This is a genomic window from Caulobacter sp. Root343 (assembly GCF_001425745.1).
GTDB lineage: Bacteria > Pseudomonadota > Alphaproteobacteria > Caulobacterales > Caulobacteraceae > Caulobacter.
This window is the reverse complement of sequence record NZ_LMDF01000007.1, coordinates 420,383-437,758: the sequence shown is the minus strand read 5'-3', so window position 1 is coordinate 437,758 and position 17,376 is coordinate 420,383. Positions and strand designations below refer to the sequence as shown.

18 protein-coding genes are annotated in these 17,376 nt (G+C 67.8%); 8 read left to right on the top strand and 10 right to left on the bottom strand.

Features of this window, described 5'->3' with window-relative positions:
• Positions 1-41 precede the first annotated feature (41 nt).
• Together ASC70_RS14765 and ASC70_RS25035 are read left to right on the top strand one after the other, a co-directional pair.
• On the top strand, positions 42-1,832 hold the full coding sequence (locus ASC70_RS14765; protein ID WP_056051306.1) for a glycosyltransferase family A protein: 1,791 nt from the start codon (positions 42-44) through the stop codon (positions 1,830-1,832).
• 754 nt (positions 1,833-2,586) lie between these two features.
• Complete coding sequence (locus ASC70_RS25035; RefSeq protein WP_156396222.1) at positions 2,587-2,742, top strand: hypothetical protein; 156 nt, start codon at positions 2,587-2,589, stop codon at positions 2,740-2,742.
• Between the two features lie 17 nt (positions 2,743-2,759).
• On the opposite strand, the gene mfd is transcribed toward ASC70_RS25035, so the two are convergent.
• The 3 genes from mfd to ASC70_RS14750 are packed head-to-tail and all read right to left on the bottom strand — an operon-like array spanning position 2,760 to position 7,309.
• Complete coding sequence (gene mfd, locus ASC70_RS14760) at positions 2,760-6,224, bottom strand: transcription-repair coupling factor (protein WP_056051305.1); 3,465 nt, start codon at positions 6,222-6,224, stop codon at positions 2,760-2,762.
• A gap of 21 nt (positions 6,225-6,245) precedes the next feature.
• Positions 6,246-6,539 carry a succinate dehydrogenase assembly factor 2 gene (locus tag ASC70_RS14755; RefSeq protein ID WP_056051303.1) on the bottom strand — a complete coding sequence of 98 codons (294 nt, stop codon included), beginning with the start codon at positions 6,537-6,539 and terminating at the stop codon, positions 6,246-6,248.
• A 35-nt stretch (positions 6,540-6,574) separates the two neighbouring features.
• A complete protein-coding gene (locus ASC70_RS14750; RefSeq protein WP_056051301.1) occupies positions 6,575-7,309 on the bottom strand; it encodes a class I SAM-dependent methyltransferase in 735 nt (244 codons plus the stop codon).
• Positions 7,310-7,448: 139 nt separating this feature from the next.
• Between ASC70_RS14750 and ASC70_RS14745 the strand changes: the two genes are divergently transcribed.
• Together ASC70_RS14745 and ASC70_RS14740 are read left to right on the top strand one after the other, a co-directional pair.
• Positions 7,449-9,155, top strand: a complete 1,707-nt coding sequence (locus tag ASC70_RS14745) for a DEAD/DEAH box helicase (RefSeq protein WP_056051298.1) — start codon at positions 7,449-7,451, stop codon at positions 9,153-9,155.
• A gap of 216 nt (positions 9,156-9,371) precedes the next feature.
• The gene (locus ASC70_RS14740) at positions 9,372-9,644 is read left to right on the top strand and encodes a hypothetical protein (RefSeq protein WP_052196686.1); all 273 of its coding nucleotides are present in this window, start codon (positions 9,372-9,374) and stop codon (positions 9,642-9,644) included.
• Here the strand turns inward: ASC70_RS14740 and ASC70_RS14735 are convergent.
• Positions 9,639-10,790 (bottom strand): DUF563 domain-containing protein, encoded by a 1,152-nt coding sequence (locus ASC70_RS14735; protein WP_056051296.1) that lies wholly within the window; start codon positions 10,788-10,790, stop codon positions 9,639-9,641. The genes ASC70_RS14740 and ASC70_RS14735 overlap by 6 nt on opposite strands.
• A 361-nt stretch (positions 10,791-11,151) precedes the next feature.
• Here ASC70_RS14735 and ASC70_RS14730 point away from each other — a divergent pair, with 361 nt between their 5' ends.
• Positions 11,152-12,213 carry a GGDEF domain-containing protein gene (locus tag ASC70_RS14730; RefSeq protein ID WP_047405732.1) on the top strand — a complete coding sequence of 354 codons (1,062 nt, stop codon included), beginning with the start codon at positions 11,152-11,154 and terminating at the stop codon, positions 12,211-12,213.
• Positions 12,214-12,344: 131 nt separating this feature from the next.
• Positions 12,345-13,148, top strand: coding sequence for an enoyl-CoA hydratase/isomerase (locus ASC70_RS14725; RefSeq protein ID WP_056051295.1), 804 nt, complete (start codon positions 12,345-12,347; stop codon positions 13,146-13,148).
• Between the two features lies 1 nt (position 13,149).
• On the opposite strand, the gene ASC70_RS14720 is transcribed toward ASC70_RS14725, so the two are convergent.
• From ASC70_RS14720 to ASC70_RS14710, 3 genes are read right to left on the bottom strand one after another with little or no spacing between them, the layout of a single operon-like run.
• Positions 13,150-13,557 (bottom strand): ACT domain-containing protein, encoded by a 408-nt coding sequence (locus ASC70_RS14720; RefSeq protein ID WP_156396221.1) that lies wholly within the window; start codon positions 13,555-13,557, stop codon positions 13,150-13,152.
• Positions 13,554-13,958, bottom strand: a complete 405-nt coding sequence (locus ASC70_RS14715; RefSeq protein WP_056051292.1) for a DUF6165 family protein — start codon at positions 13,956-13,958, stop codon at positions 13,554-13,556. Before ASC70_RS14715 ends, ASC70_RS14720 begins: the two co-directional genes overlap by 4 nt.
• On the bottom strand, positions 13,959-14,933 hold the full coding sequence (locus tag ASC70_RS14710; protein ID WP_056051291.1) for a glycosyltransferase family 9 protein: 975 nt from the start codon (positions 14,931-14,933) through the stop codon (positions 13,959-13,961).
• A gap of 109 nt (positions 14,934-15,042) precedes the next feature.
• Between ASC70_RS14710 and ASC70_RS14705 the strand changes: the two genes are divergently transcribed.
• Both ASC70_RS14705 and ASC70_RS14700 read left to right on the top strand, forming a co-directional pair.
• On the top strand, positions 15,043-15,603 hold the full coding sequence (locus tag ASC70_RS14705; protein WP_056051290.1) for a TetR/AcrR family transcriptional regulator: 561 nt from the start codon (positions 15,043-15,045) through the stop codon (positions 15,601-15,603).
• Positions 15,604-15,672: 69 nt separating this feature from the next.
• The gene (locus tag ASC70_RS14700; RefSeq protein ID WP_056051288.1) at positions 15,673-16,479 is read left to right on the top strand and encodes a 1-acyl-sn-glycerol-3-phosphate acyltransferase; all 807 of its coding nucleotides are present in this window, start codon (positions 15,673-15,675) and stop codon (positions 16,477-16,479) included.
• An 11-nt stretch (positions 16,480-16,490) separates the two neighbouring features.
• Here the strand turns inward: ASC70_RS14700 and ASC70_RS14695 are convergent, their stop codons facing one another.
• The 3 genes from ASC70_RS14695 to ASC70_RS14685 are packed head-to-tail and all read right to left on the bottom strand — an operon-like array spanning position 16,491 to position 17,370.
• Complete coding sequence (locus tag ASC70_RS14695; protein ID WP_056051286.1) at positions 16,491-16,691, bottom strand: hypothetical protein; 201 nt, start codon at positions 16,689-16,691, stop codon at positions 16,491-16,493.
• 5 nt (positions 16,692-16,696) lie between these two features.
• Positions 16,697-16,966 (bottom strand): hypothetical protein, encoded by a 270-nt coding sequence (locus tag ASC70_RS14690; RefSeq protein WP_056051284.1) that lies wholly within the window; start codon positions 16,964-16,966, stop codon positions 16,697-16,699.
• A complete protein-coding gene (locus ASC70_RS14685) occupies positions 16,966-17,370 on the bottom strand; it encodes an iron-sulfur cluster assembly accessory protein (RefSeq protein WP_056051282.1) in 405 nt (134 codons plus the stop codon). The genes ASC70_RS14690 and ASC70_RS14685 overlap by 1 nt, the downstream gene beginning before the upstream one ends.
• Positions 17,371-17,376: the final 6 nt, after the last annotated feature.

Sequence of the window (17,376 nt, the reverse complement as noted above, 5' to 3'; positions counted from 1 at the left end):
CATCGCGCCTCGAATCGGCCGCGTCTGGAACGGAGAACTCGATGCGCTCGCCCGCCGACATGGACATCGTCCAGATCGACATCAGCACCAAGTGCCACCTCAGCTGCTCCAACTGCACGCGGCTGATCCCCCATCAGACGCAGCGGGCGGACATGGCGCTCGAAACCTTCGAACGCTCCGTGAAGAGCATGGAAGGCTGGAACGCCCCCAACAAGCTGATCGGCGTCATCGCCGGCGAGCCCACCCTGCACAGCAATTTCGAGCAGATTTCGCGGCGCTTCGCCGAGCTGTGGGGCGGCGACAACACCTCGAACGGCAAGGGGCCGATCAAGGACTTCAACGACTTCGCCACCGAGCGCCTGTTCGACCGTTCGAACGGCCGCGGCCTGTGGACCAGCCTCGGGAACGGGTTCTACAAGAACTATGAGACCATCATGGAGGTCTACAGCCACTTCAACACCAACACCCACGAGACCGCCGGCCAGCACCAGGCCCTGCTGATCACGCGCAAGGACTATACCGGCGCGACCGGCATGTCGGACGACGAGTGGGAGACCAACCGCGACAACTGTTGGGTCCAGAAGCTGTGGTCGGCGACGATCAACGACAAGGGCGCCTATTTCTGCGAAGTGGCCGGCGCCATCGACCGGCTCTATTTCAACGGCGCCCACGCCTGGCCGGTCGAGCACGGCTGGTGGCAGCGCACCCCCGACGACTTCAAGGACCAGATCGACCTCTGCAACTATTGCGCCCTGGCCCAGCCGGGCCCGTCGCAGCTGGACCTTCTGGACCGCGACATCATCTCGGCCGAGCACAAGCAGATCCTCAAGAAGCTGGGCAGCCCAGCGATCCGCAAGCGCGCCTACGAGATGTTCGACCCCGCCATCCACATGCAGAAGCGCCAGGTCGAGACGCGCGACAACTATGTCGGCGAGGCCAGCTCGGGCCGTCGCGTCGGCATCGGCCACACCTCGACCAAGCCGCGCAAGCTGGTCTGCATCCTGACCTCGGTCGGCTACGGCGACGACCTGGCCCAGACCCTGCCCCGCAACATGCGCGAGTTCGACGAGATCATCGTCGTCACCTCCAGCGACGACACCGTCACCCAGGACGTCGTCAAGGAGAACGGCGCGACCCTGGTGATCTCGGACCGCTGCTTCGACGACGACCAGGCCTTCAACAAGGGCAAGATGCTCAATGACGGCCTGAAGACGCTCAAGGACGCCGACTGGATCGTCTTCACCGACGCCGACATCGTCATGCACGAGGGCTTCTACGAGCTCTTCATGTCCCACTCCTGGAACCCCGGCTGCCTGTATTTCACGGGCCGGATCGACAGCCAGAAGGTCGAGGGCAAGGACAACGAGAAGACCAATTTCGAGCCGAACGGCTATTTCCAGCTGTTCAACGCCCGCGCCACCGCCATCCGCGACAGCTGGCCCAACATCGTCAGCGAGAACTTCTGCTCGGCCGGCAGCGTCGACAGCTGGTTCTATCAGCAGTGGCGGCGCGACAACCTGTTCGGCATCAGCGACATTCCGGTGCAGCACATCGCCAGCGCCCGCCTCGGCGAAAACTGGAACGGCAAGCAGGTCAAGCCGGCCAAGTGGCGCCAGTTCGGCATCCTGACCGTCAACGGCGTCACGCCCCTGATGCCGGCCGAGGGCGTGCCCGACACCGTGCGTCTGACCGACACCCGCTACGGTGAGACCGTCACCTGCGCCCGCGACGACATCCCCAACCACGTGCAGATCGGCCCCCAGGGCAATCTGATCTTCCTGGGCAAGGACATCGGTCACATGCACATCCACGTGGCGTACTGGGCGGAGTGATCCTCCGCTCCTGACGGGACGGGCGATGGACATGTTTCATCGCCCTCGCGCCCGAAGCTGCGAGTTGGTGGAAAGGGCTGCGGAGCGCCGGGCAACGCCCGGAGTGTGTTTGAGTAGTACCGTTTCGACGAAGCCAGACGCTCCGCGCGACCGTTATCCGGAAGCGTGACGCCCCGACGCTGTTCACGCCTGGCCGCCCTTGAAGCCTCCGACGGGCGGGCCGGATCGCGAAATCCAGTCCCGGTCAGGAGCCTTTCGACTCCCCTGTCGTTCTCGTCAGCCTGCGTCCACCGTCGTTTCTGTGTTCCAGGGTCGACTACCTCGGGGATGGACATAGTTGCGGAGTTTCCCCCGCACCGACGAGCGCGCCCGCTCGATCGCCCCCCGCCGCCGCAATCGTTCGCTGGCCATGCGCCCTTTCCTCGCGACGAGGTGAGAAGAAGCATACGGCGGGTTTTTGGAGGGAGGAAGGAAAGGGTTGAACGCTCGTGCTTCACCCCTTCTCCCCTTGCGGGAGAAGGTGGCCCGCAGGGCCGGATGAGGGGTCGATAGACCTGTCGGATTAGCGTTGTGGCGCAAGCGGTTAGGCCTGTACGACCCCTCATCCGACCGCCTTCGGCGGCCACCTTCTCCCGCAAGGGGAGAAGGATTCAATACCCGCGCTCCGACGGGAATATCCCCTAAACGCAACGTCCAAAACCGGGGAGCCAAGGCCTCGCCCAAGGGTTCTCCTGACATAGCGGAGGCGATCACCATGCCCGACAAAAAGACCAAGCCCACCAACGACAACGAGCGCGAAACCCATCCCGCCGGTCTCGAGGCGCCGCCGCCGCCGGAACTGGATCCGACCAAGAAGACCGACGCGACGCACGATCCCAGCGCCACCGACCCTGGCAACGGCGCCGACTAGTCTTCTCGAAGGCGCGCCTATCCTTTCGCCAGCTTGGCCAGCACGGTCAGGATCTTCTCCGCCGCATCCAGCCGCTGGGCCGGGGTGTCCCATTCGCCCTTCACGACCACTTTCTGGTCGGGGCGAACCTTCCAGATCAGGTTGTTCTTGGCCACGTGCTGCATCAGGCCCATCGGGTTGGCGTAGCTGTCGCCTCGGAAGCTAGCCACGGCCCCCTTGGGCCCCACGTCGATCTTGGCCACATTGGCCTCGCGGCACAGGCCCTTGATGGCCACGACCTTGAGCAGCGAGTCGGTCTCGGGCGGCAGCGGGCCGAAGCGGTCGATCATCTCGGCCGCCAGGGCCTCGCGGTCGGCGGCCTTCTCGGCGTCGGACAGGCGGCGATAGAGCGACAGGCGCACGTTCAGGTCCGGCACGTATTCGTCCGGGATCATCACGGCCGCGCCGGTGTTGATCTGCGGCGACCAGCCCCGGTCCTCCAGCAACGCCTCCTGCCCTTGCCGCTGGCGCAGCTCGGCGACGGCGTCCTCCAGCATCTGCTGGTACAGCTCGACCCCGATCTCCTTGATGTGGCCGCTCTGCTCGTCGCCCAGCAGGTTGCCGCCGCCGCGCTGGTCCAGGTCGTGGCTGGCCAGCTGGAAGCCGGCCCCCAGGCTGTCCAGCGACTGCAGCACCTGCAGGCGCTTTTCGGCTGACAGGGTCAGCGACTTCTCGACCGGCGTGGTCAGATAGGCGTAGGCGCGGGCCTTCGACCGGCCAACACGGCCGCGGATCTGATAGAGCTGGGCCAGGCCGAACATGTCGGCGCGGTGGACGATCAGGGTGTTGGCCGACGGGATATCGAGCCCACTTTCCACGATCGTGGTCGCAAGAAGCACGTCGTACTGGCCCTCGTAGAAGGCCGTCATCACGTCTTCCAGCTGGGTGGCCGCCATCTGGCCGTGGCCGACGACGTATTTCACCTCGGGCACCTGGGTGCGGAGGAACTTCTCGATGTCCTCCAGGTCCTTGATGCGCGGCACCACGTAGTAGGACTGACCACCGCGATACTTCTCGCGCAGCAGGGCCTCGCGCAGGGTCACCGGGTCGAACGGGCTGATATAGGTCCGCACCGCCAGACGATCGACCGGCGGGGTGGCGATGATCGACATCTCGCGGATGCCGCTGAGCGCCATCTGCAGGGTGCGCGGGATCGGCGTCGCGGTCAGGGTCAGCATGTGCACGTCGGCGCGAAGCTCTTTCAGCTTCTCCTTGTGCTTGACCCCGAAGTGCTGCTCCTCGTCGACGATCACGAGGCCCAGGTCCTTGAACGACACCTGCTTGGACAGGATGGCGTGGGTGCCGACCACGATCTCGAACTGGCCGTTGGCCAGGCCCTCGCGGGTCTCGGCGGCCTCCCTGCCGGTGACGAGGCGCGACAGGCGCGTGACCTTGACCGGCCAGCCCTGGAAGCGGTCCTTGAAGGTCTTGTAGTGCTGACGGGCCAGCAGGGTGGTCGGGCAGACGATGGCCACCTGCTTGCCGCTCATCGCCACCACGAAGGCCGCGCGCAGGGCGACCTCGGTCTTGCCGAAGCCGACGTCGCCGCAGATCAGGCGGTCCATCGGCTTGCCGGACGCCAGGTCCTCCAGCACGTCGTGGATGGCGCTGAGCTGGTCGTCCGTCTCCTCGTAGGGGAAGCGGGCGCAGAACTCGTCGAACACGCCGTGCGGCGGGTCGGTTTCCTCGACGTGCTTGAGCTGGCGGGCGGCGGCGATCTGGATCAGGCCCTCGGCCATGACCCGCAGACGCTCTTTCGCTTTCGCCTTGCGCCCCTGCCAGGCCGCGCCGCCCAGCTTGTCCAGCTGGACGTTCTCGGCGTCGGTCCCATAGCGGGTCAGCAGGTCGATGTTCTCGACGGGCAGGTAGAGCTTGGCCTCGCCGCCGTAGAGCAGGTCCAGGCAGTCGTGCGGCGCGCCCTGGACGTCCAGGGTCTTCAGGCCCTCGTAGCGGCCGATGCCGTGGTCGATGTGGACGACGAGGTCACCCGGCGTCAGGGCGCTGGCCTCGGCCAGGAAGTTGGCGGCGCGACGCTTCTTGCGCGGCCGCGCCAGCCGGTCGCCGAGGATATCGGTCTCGGAGATGACCGCCAGGCTTTCGGTCTCGAAGCCGTGATCCAGCGGCAGCACGACCCGCTGCGGAACTTTCGGATCGTTGGCCTTGGCCGCCTGCCAATAGGCGGCGAACGGGATCTTCTTCAGGCCGTGGTCGGCCAGCATGGTCCCCAGGCGCTCGGACGAGCCGTCGGACCACGAGGCAAACAGCACGCGCTTTCCGTCGGCGGCCAGTTTCCGGGCGTGGTCGGCGGTGGCCTCGAAGAGGTTGACGCTGTCCTGCGCCCGTTCGGCGGCGAAGACGCGACCCAGCTTGGCGCCCATGTCGACGACGTCCAGCCCCTGGGGCTGGAACGGCGTGAACAGGCGGTGGGTGCGATCGGAGAGCTCACGCTCCCACTCGGCGACGGTCAGGTAGAGGGCCTCGGGCGTCAGCGGCCGATAGGCCGACTTGCGGTCGGCGTTCGAGCGGGCCTCATAGGCGTCCAGGATCATGGCCAGGCGCTCGTCGCGCGCCTCGGCGGCCTGGTGGTCGACGCCGATCAGGGCGCCGGCCGGCAGGTAGTCGAACAGGGTCGCCATCCGCTCGTAGAACAACGGCAGCCAGTGCTCGAGCCCGGCTCGGCGGCCGCCCTCGCTGACCGTAGCGTACAGCGGATCGTCACCCGGCGCGCCGAACTGGGCGACATAGCCCTTGCGGAAGCGCGAGATCCCCTCGGCGTCCAGCAGGGCCTCGCTGACCGGCAGCAGGTCGATCTCCTTCAACTGCCGGGTCGAGCGCTGGGTCTCGGGGTCGAAGGCGCGGATGCTCTCCAGGGTGTCGCCGAACAGGTCGAGGCGCACCGGCTCCTCGGCGGCCGGCGGATAGACGTCGATGACGCCGCCCCGGATCGCGAACTCGCCGCGCTCGGAGACGGTGGAGGCGCGGGTGTAGCCGTTGACGGCGAAATACCGCTCCAGGTCCTTGATATCGACCACGGCGCCGACCTTGGCGCTGTAGCTGGCGCGCAGCAGCACGTCCTTGGTCGGCACGCGCTGCAGCAGGGCCGGCGCGGCGATGACCAGCAGCGCGGGCTTGGTCTCGCCCAGGCCGCGCGCCAGCCGCGCCAGGGTCGACATCCGCGTGGCCGAGACGCCCGAGGACGGGCCGATGCGGTCATAGGGCAGGCAGTCCCACGAGGGGAACAGCACTGCCTCGATCTCGGGCGCGAAGAACTTCAGGCTGTCGATGAAGGCGCCGGCCCGGGCGGTGTCGCGGGCCACGAAGGCGGTCAGGCCGCCGCGCGCGCGGGCGATGTCGGCCATCACCAGCGCGTCGAAACCTTCCGGCGCGCCGGCCAGGGTCAAGCCGCCGGCGGCCTTGGCGATCTGTTTGGCGTCGTAGGCCATGAAGTCTCTTTGCTAGGGTCTCTAGGCGCCGTCGCCGACGGGGCGCGAGGCGTGGGCCTCGAACCTGAACGCGCGGATCATGCTCATGACGTCGGTCTCGAACGCGTCAGGAGTCGGCTCCTGTCCAACGATCCAGGCGTAGATCTCGCGGTCCGGCTGTTCGAGCAGGATTTCCAGGGTGTCGAACTGCTCTGGGCTGAGGTTCGGGCCGTGGATGTCCGCGAACGGACCCAAAATCAGGTCCGCTTCCCGGAAACCGCGATGCCAGGCGCGGAAACGAAGGCGCCGAAGGCGGGAGTCGTGGTCGATGGTCATACGCGGCCCGATATAGAGCGGCCCCAGACCTGATGCTAGACTCCCCCGGCGCTAGACGACGGCTTGCGCCATTCCATGATCACGTACCAGGGCGCGCGGCGGTAACTGTCGCCTCGATCGGGCGGCCCGCCCGTCGGCGCCGGTTCGTCGAAGTGGGTCAGGACCAGGCCTTGGCCCAGGAACCATTGCATGTAGTCCTTCAGCGGACGGTGCCAGTTGACGATCTCGATGCCGCGCCAGCTCTGCCGCTCGGCGCGCGGCTCCAGATAGCGGTCGATGGCGAAATGGGTCTTCTGGCCGAGCAAACCGCGCTGCCAGCCGTCGTGGACGCGGGCGGTCGAGAAGCTGGTCAGGTTGGCGACCAGCAGGGTCCCGCCGGGCTTCAGCACCCGAACCATCTCGGCGATGGCCGCCTCGACCGGTTCGATGTCGATCAGCGACAGGCAGCTGACCACCAGCTCGAAGCTGGCGTCGGGAAAGTCCAACGCCTCGGCCCGGCCCTCGACATAGACGCCCTCGGGATCGCGGCTCCGCGCCGCGTCCAGCAACGCCCCGGTCGGGTCCAGGCCGACCGGATCGAAGCCCTCGCGGCGCAGGATCCGGCAGAACCGCCCTTCCCCGCAGCCGACGTCCAGCACCCAGCCCGGCGGCAGGAGTCGCAGCCGCGCGGTCATCGGCGCGTCCAACACATACTGACGCCCGTAGTCGCCCGCCTCGCCCATGTCGGCGATCCAGGCCTTGGCCGACTTGTCCCAGCCGTCGTCACGCATCTTCCGGAGCCCCCTATCGCCTTGTGGAGATTGACTTTGCCGACTTTCGGCCTATTTATCCCGACCTTCGGAGCAGGTCTGGCGAATCCGCGCCGCCCGCTCGCCCAAGCACGGGCGGCTCCGATCAGACCAGCGTGTAATGACAGAATTCTCCGATCTCGGGCTCTCGCCCACGACCCTGCAGGCGGTCGCCGACACCGGCTATACCACTGCTACGCCCATTCAAGCCCAGGCCATTCCGGTCGCCCTCGCGGGCCAGGACGTGCTTGGCATCGCCCAGACGGGCACCGGCAAAACCGCCGCCTTCACCCTTCCGCTGATCGACAAGCTGCAGTCGGGCCGCGCCAAGGCCCGCATGCCGCGCGCCCTGGTCATCGCCCCGACCCGCGAGCTGGCCGACCAGGTCGCCTCCAGCTTCGAGAAGTACGCCAAGGGCACCAAGCTCTCGTGGGCGCTGCTGATCGGCGGCGTCTCGTTCGGCGATCAGGAAAAGAAGCTGGACCGCGGCGTCGACGTGCTGATCGCCACGCCCGGCCGCCTGCTCGACCACTTCGAACGCGGCAAGCTGCTGATGACCGGCGTGCAGTTCCTGGTCGTCGACGAAGCCGACCGCATGCTGGACATGGGCTTCATCCCGGACATCGAGCGCATCTTCAAGATGACGCCGCCGAAGAAGCAGACCCTGTTCTTCTCGGCGACCATGCCGCCGGAAATCACCCGCCTGACCAAGCAGTTCCTCAAGGATCCGGTCCGGATCGAGGCCGCGCGTCCGGCGACGACCAACGAGAACATCACCCAGCTGCTGGTCAAGGTGCCCTCCTCCGATCCCAAGGCCAAGCGCCTGGCGCTGCGGGCGCTGATCGAGAAGGCCCAGATCGAGACCGGCATCGTGTTCTGCAACCGCAAGACCGAGGTCGACATCGTCGCCAAGTCGCTGCGCTCGCACGGCTTCGACGCCGCCGCCATCCATGGCGACCTCGACCAGTCGCAGCGCATGAAGACCCTGGCGGACTTCCGCTCGGGCGCGCTGAAGATCCTGGTGGCTTCGGACGTCGCCGCGCGCGGCCTGGACATCCCGGCCGTCAGCCACGTGTTCAACTACGACGTTCCGCACCACGCCGACGACTATGTCCACCGCATCGGCCGCACGGGCCGGGCCGGACGCTCGGGCGTCACCTACATGCTGGTGACCCCGGCCGACGACAAGGGCTTCGACAAGGTCGTCAAGCTGATCGGCTCGACGCCCGACGAAGAGAAGCTCGAGCTGGACTACTCCAACGCCGTGACCGTCAAGCGCGAAGGCGACCGCGACCGCAAGCGCGGCGGCCGTGATCGCGACCGTGGCGAACGCGGCGCCGAACGCGGCGAACGTCCGCCCCGCGCCCCGCGCAGCCGCGGCCGCTCGGAAGACGTCGCCGCCGAAGCGCCCGCGGAGGTCGTGGAAGCCGTCGCCGTCGAAGCGCCGGAAGCTGCTATCGCCGAAGCGCGTCCGCCTCGCGAACGTAAGCCGCGCCGCGAGCGCGACCGCGCGCCGCGCGCCGAAGCCGCCCCGGCGGTCGAAGCCGAGCGCGCCGAGCGTCCGGCCCGCGCCGAACGGACGGAACGTCCTGAGCGCTCGGAACGCCCCGAGCGTTCGGCGCGTGGTGAGCGCCCTGAGCGCGGTGAACGTTCGGAGCGCGGTGAGCGTCCCGAACGCAACGAACGTCCCGAGCGTCCGGTGCGCGGCGTCCAGCCGGTCCGTGACCGCGACGATGACGACCGCCGCGTGGTCGGCTTCGGCAACGACGTCCCCGCGTTTCTGGCTCGTCCGACCCCGGGCATCGGCAAGATGACCGCCGAGGACTAGGAACAAGCAACATCGCTATGTCGGCGAGGCGCCGAGCGGAAACGCTTAGCGCCTTCGTCATGTCTGGACGTCCGATCGCGACTTCAGGGCCCTCGCGCGAGCCTCCAAGCGGCGTCGTGGTCACGCTTGCGGAACACTGTTATCCTACCGAACGTTTTCGGCTTGATCGCGCCGGAGTCCGGCCGGTCGCGCCCAACAAGAATGGGAGGACTCCACTTGGCCGCCATCGAACCCGAACTCGACAAGGAAGCCATTCTCGTCGCGCACGAAAAGACCTACCACGCCTTCGCCGTGCTGTTGCGCTGGGCCATGCTGCATCTGGCCGTCGTGATCAGCGGCCTGACCGTGTGGTTCGCCACCCCCGGCGGCTTCTGGGGCGGGCTGGTCACGGCCATCGTGGTCTTCGTCGCCGGCTACTACGGCATGGTCCGTCGCGAGGAGCAGCAGTCGCTGGATCCGTGGGCGCCGGGCCGCAAGAGCGTCCTATAGAGCCGCGTCCACGAAGGCCAACAGGTCGTCCAGGGGCGGCCTGAAGGCGAACTTGAAGCCTCGGCGGAACCTGGCCAGCAGCGGCGCTTCCCGCGCCGGACAGGGCGAGGCGCAGACATAGCCGCGCCAGTCGACCCCGACCTGGCGCGAGGCCGCGCGCACCCATTGGCTGGTGAAGTTCAACGGCTGGATCTCCACGACCCGGGCCCCGCGCGGCAGGAAGACGGCATTGGCCAGGGCCGCGCCGCTGGCGCCGACCACGACCTCGGCGTCGCGCATCAAGGCGACCTGCTCGGCCGCGCCGAGCTTTTCCGGTCGCACGATCGTGAAGCCCCGCGCGGCCAGGGCGCGCTCGAACGCCGCCTCGTCCACCATCACCCGCATCGACTGGCCGCGCCGCGAGAAATAGATCCGCCGCGCGCCGCTTCCGGCCGGCGCGCGCGCCAAGACCCGCGCCGCCACGTCCGCCAACAGGCCGTTCGGGTGGTGCAGGAAATGGTCCATGCTGGTCGAGAAGGTCGCGCGCCGGAGGCGGACGACGGGGGCCTCGACCTCGTGTAGGCGAAGCCCGGGGAAAGCCAGGGCGATCAAGTCGCGTTGCCAGGCGGTCAGCGTCGGCGCCAGGGCTGGCGCCGCGTCCAGCAGCCCGGCCTGCTCCAGCGCCAGCAGCGACGGCAAGGCGTCGATGACGAAGTGGCCGTAGTTGAAGGTCGCCCCCCAGGGCAGAAACACCGCGCCGCTGTCCAGCTCCGGCGCGGAGGCCGGCGGCGTGAACCGTGTCGCGCCGTCGCGGACACCGGGGATCGCCGACAGGTCTCCCGAGCCATGTCGCGCCTCGCCGATCGTGGCGTTGTAGAGCGCGCCGTCGGTTCCGATCAGCCCGCCGAAGCGCGGGAACCACCAAGCCTCGCCGATCGCGCACAGCGCCGGGACATTGACGGGCGGCGACGTGGCGATGTCGTGGGGCCAGGCGCCGGCCTCTGGACCACCCAGCCGTCCCGGCGGCGCGGCGGCCGAGGCGTCGTGCTCAGGCGACCAGGCGACTCCAGTCTCGCCGCGCGCGAAGCGCTCGCACAGTTCCGCCGCCATCATGGGCGGCAGGTCCTGAGCTTCGACGATGGGGCGCAGGGAAAGCGGCGCGGTCATGCGCCGCTTGGAGCATGACCTTCTCGCCTTGTCATCCGGCGTTGCGCCCGAGCCGGCGCGCTCAGCGTCGGCGCGGCGCCAAGGCAGGCGCGGCTTTTTGGCGCTGCTGACCTCGTCCTTTGGAGCCTCAAGACCCGCTGATGGCGAATTCTCCGCCCTAATCATGACGTTGTCACGCTTTCCTACGGCAGGTTCGAAAACGCAAACCCATCTCGTCGGGGCCCATAATGGGCGAGCGTGCGATCGCACTTGAGCGAACGCCGTTCGTTCTTAACGGGTCGTAAGAACTCTAGGGTCTAAGGTTCCGCTCCAGGCGATCGGTGTTTCCGCGAGTGGAAACGCCGATGGGGGAAGAAGAAAAATGTCGGACGTCGAAACCACGCTGCGCGGACCCGAGGCCTACAAGATCGCCTCGCGCGCCCTGGAGCTGATGGAACGCCACCAGGTGTGGCCGACCGCGCTGAACTTCGAGCTGTGGACCCACTATGTGGCCGATCCCGACGGCGCCCTGGCCCGCGAACTGACCCGTCTGATCTCGCTCGGCGAACCGATGACCGAATTGGTCAGCGAGGAACTGGCCGCGACCTACCTGCCCAAGGCGCGTCTCAACGAACAGATCCGCGACGCCGGCGACATCCTGTCCAAGGAACTAGAAGCCGTCTCCAAGGCCATCCAGAACGCCCAAAAGTCGAACGCCGCCTTCGGCAAGGAACTGGCCGGCGCGACCAAGAGCCTGGACAAGTCGACCGACGTCGACGCCATCAAGACCGTCGTCACCAACCTGGCCGAAGCCACCCGCCGCGTGCACAAGGAAAACCAGTCGCTGGAACTGCGCCTGGCCGACTCCACCGCCGAGGTCGAACGCCTGCGCGAGCACCTGGAACAGGTCCGCCGCGACGCCACCACCGACGGCCTGACCAACCTGGCCAACCGCAAGGCCTTCGACGAAGAGCTGGACCGCGCCTGCTCCGACGCCGACGACAGCGGCACGACCATCTGCCTGGCCGTGCTCGATATCGATCATTTCAAGGGCTTCAACGACACCTGGGGTCACCAGACCGGCGACCAGGTCATCCGCTACGTCGCCTCGGTGATCGGCCGTGTCGCCGCGCCGCCGCGCTTCGCCGCTCGCTACGGCGGCGAGGAGTTCGCGATGATCTTCCCGCGCGAAGCCGCCTCGGCCGTCGCCACCACCCTGGAAGAAATCCGCGTCGAGGTCTCCTCGCGCATGCTCAAGCGTCGCTCGACCAACGAGGACCTGGGCGCCATCACCATTTCGTCGGGCTTCGCCGAACGCCGCCCGAACGAGACCGGCCACTCGGTCATGGAACGCGCCGACGCGGCGCTCTACGCCTCCAAGCGCAGCGGCCGCAATCGCGTCACCGCGGCGGAATCCATGCCGGGCGCGGCCAACGCCGCCTGATCCCTTCAGCTGGACTACCCACTTTGGCGCCGCCGGTCGCAGGATCGGCGGCGTTTTCCTTTTGAAGATTCCGCTAGCCTTCCCAAGGGGCAAAGGCGCCTAGACTCTCCCCGACACCAAGGGAGGTCGCCGTGGACTATCAGAAGATCCGACTCGCCACGCAGGACGGCGTCGCCACCATCACCCTCGCCGATCCGACCACGCTGAACGCCGCCAGCCTGGAGATCGCCCGCGAGCTGATCCACGTCTTCGCTTCGATCGCCGCCGGCAAGGTCGAGGCCCGCGCGGTGATCCTGACCGGCGAAGGCCGCGGCTTCTGTTCGGGCGCCAACCTATCGGGCGGCGGCGCGGCCGGGCGCGAGCTGGACGTCGACGGAAAACCCGACGCTGGCTCGGCGCTGGAGAGCACCTACAATCCGCTGATGACGCTGCTGCGCGACTTCCCGCTGCCGATCGTGACGGCGGTGAACGGCCCGGCGGCGGGGATCGGCTGCTCGATCGCCCTGATGGGCGACATCGTCGTGGCGGGCGAGAGCGCCTATTTCCTTCAGGCCTTCCGCCGCATCGGCCTGGTTCCGGACGGTGGCTCCACCTACCTGCTGCCGCGCCTGATCGGCAAGGCGCGGGCCATGGAGATGATGCTGCTGGGCGACAAGATCCCGGCCGCGACCGCCCTGCAATGGGGCTTGGTCAATCGCTGCGTTCCGGACGCCGAGCTGATCCCGACCGCGCACACCCTGGCGGTTCAGCTGGCCCAGGGACCGGCGGCGCTGGGCACGATCCGCAAGCTGGTCTGGGACAGCCTCGACAGCGACTGGACCGGCCAGTTGCACGCCGAGCGCAAGGCCCAGAAGGTCGCCGGCAAGACCGAGGACTTCATCGAGGGCGTCACCGCCTTCCTCCAGAAACGCGCGGCGGCGTTCAAGGGGCGCTAGTTTAGGGGGCGTTAGCGGCGTCCTGGAGCGCTCGCAGGATCGCGACGGCCTCGTCCGCCCGATCCGCCGGTACGAAGACATGATCATGGTTCAGCGCCGCGACCATGTTGCAGGCGATCCCGCCGTTCGCCAATGCAGTCGCCACGGCGGCGGTCAGGCCGACGCCGTCCAGGGCCGAATAGACGTTGAGCGTGATCAGGGCCATCGGCGCCACGACTGGAAAGCCGGCGGCTTCAGCCACGCCACGCTCCAGGATCAGGCTGACACCCTCGGCCTCGCGGAACATGGCCAGCGGGTTCAGCACGGCCCAGTCTCGGTCGCCAGCCGCACAGAAGACGTATTCGCCAAGCTTCAGATCCGGCGTCATGCCGGCGATCATTTCCCGAGCGTTGCTAACGACTTGCATCACTCTTCTGATGCCGCGAGGTAGGGCTTGTAGCTCTTTTCCTCGATGATCTCCGAGCCCGCCGCTTCGTTGATGGCGCGCTTGATCGCCGCGCGCTTGTCGTTGTCGATGTAAACGCGCCGGGCCAAGGCGACGAAGTCGGCGCCGAAGTCCTGGCGGCGCTCGCAGTCGCGCTTGCCGTCCTCGATGTCCCACAGGGCCGCGTTGACCTCGGTCAGCTCGGCGGTCAGGCGGACGATCTCGGCGCTGTCGGGCAAGTGCTCCCGGGCCGTGGCCTCCAGCAGGGCCAGCTCCTTGCGGACATTGGCTTCCTTGGCCGGATCGCCGATGCGCTGAGCCTTGACCCGCAGGATGGTGATCTTGTCGACCAGTTCGCCCGCCGAGATCGGCGCGAGGATGGACATTCAGGCGGCTCCGGTGACCAGCGTCTGCAGGGCGGCCCAGGCCGCGTCGACCGGCAGGGCGCCTATGCCGCTTCCGTAGTCCTCCGCGACCAGCATCTCAAGCCGCTGGGCGGCGGGGCGGAACTTCACCGACTTGCGGCGGTCCTGCTGCAGCGACAGCAGCGGCGCGCCGCCGGCAGCCAGCATGTGGCCCGGGCCGGCGTCGTTGGCGACACCGGCCGCCATGCGTCCGGCCAGAGCGATGACCAGCAGCGGCCCCTTCACATGGGCGTAGCCGTCGATCCGGCCGCGCTCGGGCTGCAGGGCTTGCGGGATCTCCCGCGCGGCGACGGCGGCGTCCTCGGCCTCGTCCGGACCGAACAGGAAGACCGGCGTCCAGCCCCGGGCGACGACGCGGCGGGCCAGCTCCAGATAGTTCTCCAACGGCCAGCGCTTGTCCTGGCCGCCGGCGCCGGGCGCCAGGCCCACATAGGTCGGCCCCGTCGGCAGCAAGGCTTCGGCGGCCTTCACGGCGTCGGGATTGTTCAGGACCAGCGAACGCGGGCCGCCCTGCCCGTCCGTCGCCAGCGACAACAGCCTCGCCAGACGATCCGTGACGGCCATCGGCCAGTCCTTGTCGCGGGCGTGGCGGGCGGCCGAGATGAAGCGGCCGGTTGCGCCCCGGCGAGCGACGCCGCTGCGGCGCAGGTTCTCCTGGGTGTCGATCACGAGATCGAACCGGCGACCGCCGAACGGCTTCGACCACGGCAGGCTGTCGAGCGGCCGCGCGCCGTTCGCGCCCTCCAGGATCACCTCGTCGACATAGCCAGCCACCACGCTCTTCAGCGGCCCGGCATAGACCGTCTCGCCCTTGGCCGCGCACCAGCTGATGCGGGCGTCGGGGAATGCGGCGCGCAGGCCAGCGATGAAGGGCAGCTTGATCAGGCCATCGCCGATCACCTCGCCCATCGAATAGATCAGAACCGTCTGGACCATGACCGTGTGTCGCCGCCCCGCCGGCCGGGGTCAATCGCGAGATCAACGATCACAAAAATGTAAGTGAACACTCACTTGCATTTCACGGCCGCCATGCGAAGCTCCACCCATGAGCGCCAAGCCCCGCATCGAACGCGCCGCCCTCGAGGCCTTCGTCGTCGACGGGGTAGACGCGACCACGACCAAGACCATCGCCGCCCGCGCCGGCGTGTCCGAAGGTGCGATCTACCGGCACTGGAAGAGCAAGGACGATCTGGCGGTCGGCCTGTTCATGGACTGCCACCGCCGGCTCTCCAAGCTGATCGAGGACGAGGCCGGCGCGGTCCAAGGCATCGAGGCCAAGGCCGAGGCGCTGGTCCGCGCCTATTGCGCCGTGGCCGACGAGGACTGGCTGCTGTTCTCGTTCCACCTGCTGCAGCTGCACCATTTCCTGCCCTACTATCAGGAGGACGGCCACGACCCCGTCACCCTGGTCGAGGACCTGATCAAGCGCGCCGTGCTGGTCACGCAGCTGCCGCCCGGCGATCCGCGCGTGCTGGCGGCCATGGCGATCGGGGTGATCACCCAGACCGCCCAGAACAAGGCCTATGGCCGTCTGGGCGACGACGCCCTGTCGGTCCACGCTTCCCTGATGACCGCGGCCGTTAAGGCCGTGCTTTTCGCTCGATAGAGAGATCAAGGCGCGACAGCCAAAAGTGGCCGCCGGTTTTGGCGCCCATCGCGCGACAAGGAGAGAGCCATGCGCAGCGCGCTGTTCAACGCCTACTACTGGGTCCTGTCGATCTTCTACGGCCTGTCGGCGGCGCTATCGGCGCTGCTGCCGGGCCGCAAGCCGGTGGCCTTCGCCCTGCGGCTCTACAGCCAGCGGATGCTGTGGGCGCTCGGCTTCTTCGCTGACGTGAAGGTCGAGCTGAAAGGCCAGGAGAACCTGCCCGCCGGCCCGTTCATCATCGCCGCCAAGCACCACAGCTGGGGCGACGGCTTCGTGATGTTCGCCAATGTCGAGAACCTCAGCTTCGTGACCGGCGACCATCTCGAGAAGTTCCCGCTGGTCGGGGCGATCCTGAAGAAGTTCGGGGCCATCGTCGTCGACAGCTGCGGCGGCCCCGAGGCCCGCAAGGCCCTGTCGGCAAGCGCCGCCCAGGTCGCGGCCGAGGGCCGGCGGATCCTGATCTATCCCGAGGGCCACCTGGCCGCGCCGGGCGAGCGGTTTCGCTACCGGACCGGCGTCTACTACATGAGCAAGGACTTCGGCCTGCCGGTCGTGCCGGTGGCCACCAACCTCGGCTGCTTCTGGCGGCAGACCCAGAAGGCCAAGACGCCCGGGACCGCCACCGTCGAATTCCTGCCGCCCCTGCCGCTGGGTCTGGAGAAGGCCGAGTTCATGCAGAGGCTGGAAGCGACGATCGAGAACCGCACCAACGAACTGATCGCCCATGCGCGCGGCGAGCCGGTGAAACCCTCGGTTCTGGTGGAGTGGAACGGCCGCAAGAACGTGGCGGCTGAACCCTCGGCGAAGGCCGCCACCGTGAACCTTCTCCCATAGGGAGAAGGACTTTAAACCTCGACCGGACACTCCGCCGGCGCGGCCACGAAGGTGCCCTCAGCCCGGCGCTTGGCGAAGTGGGTCTGCGCGCAGCCGCCCGAGCACAGGATGCCCGTGTCCGACCAGTACAGCGGCGCCTCGTCCTCATGACGAAAGCCCGGCGCGCCCCAGGCGAGGCCGCACTCGATGCAGGAAGGCGTACGGGCGAGCATGGAGGTCAATCCTTGAATTCGGCGGCGGAGCGCGGCGCGTCCGGCAGTTGGTCGTCCAGCGACTGGCGATAACGGACGCAGCCGCGCATGAACTGCGGCCACGCTGGCACCGAGGGCTGTGGATCGGTCTTCTCGGGCAGCAGGGCCCACAGGTCGGGATGATGCCAGCACAGCTCGTGCAGCGTGCTGTCGCGGTGCGCGCGGATCGCCGCGCGCAGCTTGCGAACCTCATCGATCAGCGCTTCACGCGACAGATCGTCGAGATCCGCGTCCATTAGTGGTCGCCGGTCTCTGGCGCCTCCGGCGCCGGCTGGATGGTGACGCTCTCGCCACAGCCGCAGGCGTCGGTTTCGTTGGGATTGTGGAACACGAACTTCGAGGACAGCTTGGTCACCTCGTAGTCGATCTCGGCGCCGATCAGGAACAGCACGGCCTTGGGTTCGATCAGAATCCGGACGCCCTTTTCCTCGATCACCTCGTCGATCGGGTCCTGGGTCTCGGCATATTCGAAGACATATTCCGACCCCGCGCAGCCGCCGTTCTTCACGCCGACGCGCAAGCCCGCATAGGGCTTGTCGGCGCGGTCCATGATCTCCTTCACCCGCGTGGCCGCGGCGTCGGTCAGGGTGACGACTTTGGGACGCGGACGGCGGGGACGGACGGTGATCGCGGTTTCCATGGCTTT